Annotated in this window: 1 protein-coding gene; it reads left to right on the forward strand. The window is 67.7% G+C overall.

The features are described from left to right. The first annotated feature begins 145 nt into the window (after positions 1 to 145). Complete coding sequence (locus K4G59_RS19770; RefSeq protein ID WP_231252777.1) at positions 146 to 562, forward strand: TadE/TadG family type IV pilus assembly protein; 417 nt, start codon at positions 146 to 148, stop codon at positions 560 to 562. The last annotated feature ends 47 nt before the right edge of the window (positions 563 to 609 follow it).

Here is a 609-nt window from a genome sequence, read left to right on the forward strand (position 1 = left end):
CCGCAGCAGTAGGCCAGAACGCTGCTGTGCACGTCACCGTCGGTTGCCTGCTGGACCTTGAGGGTCTTGCTGTGCCGGGAGTACCAGGCAAGCGCACCATCGAGGCGAGCGCGAGCAGCTCTCTCGACACGTGGCGGGAGCGCTCATGACCCGCAGCGAAGATGGCTCGATCACGCTCTGGATGGTCACCGCGAGCTTCGTGATGATGATGCTCGTCGGGCTTGCTGTCGATCTCGGCGGGCAGGTCCACGCCCAACAGCGCGCCCACAACGTCGCTGGTCAGGCCGCGCGCGCCGGAGGCCAGGAGGTCCAGGCCGCACCGGCCGTGCAGGGACGCCACGTGGCCATCAACGCCGCGGCGGCGCGCAACGCAGCCCAGGACTATCTCTCCACTGCCGGCGTCAACGGGACCGTGTCCATCACCGACGGCACCACCATCACCGTGAACGTGACAGACACCTATCGCCCCAAGTTCCTGAGCATCATCGGCCTCGGCGGCCTGCCCGTCACCGGTGAGGCCTCGGCACGACTGATCCGCACCGTCGCAGGGAGCGAACAATGACCCCGTCCACGCTTCGCCAGAGACTCCAGGGACTTGCGGCCACGCTG

This window comes from Nocardioides furvisabuli (assembly GCF_021083185.1).
GTDB classification, from domain to species: domain Bacteria; phylum Actinomycetota; class Actinomycetes; order Propionibacteriales; family Nocardioidaceae; genus Nocardioides; species Nocardioides furvisabuli.

Coding starts and splice junctions, on each gene's coding strand:
- K4G59_RS19770 (WP_231252777.1), top strand. CDS start 146: ATGACCCGCAGCGAAGATGGCTCGATCACGCTCTGGATGGTCACCGCG.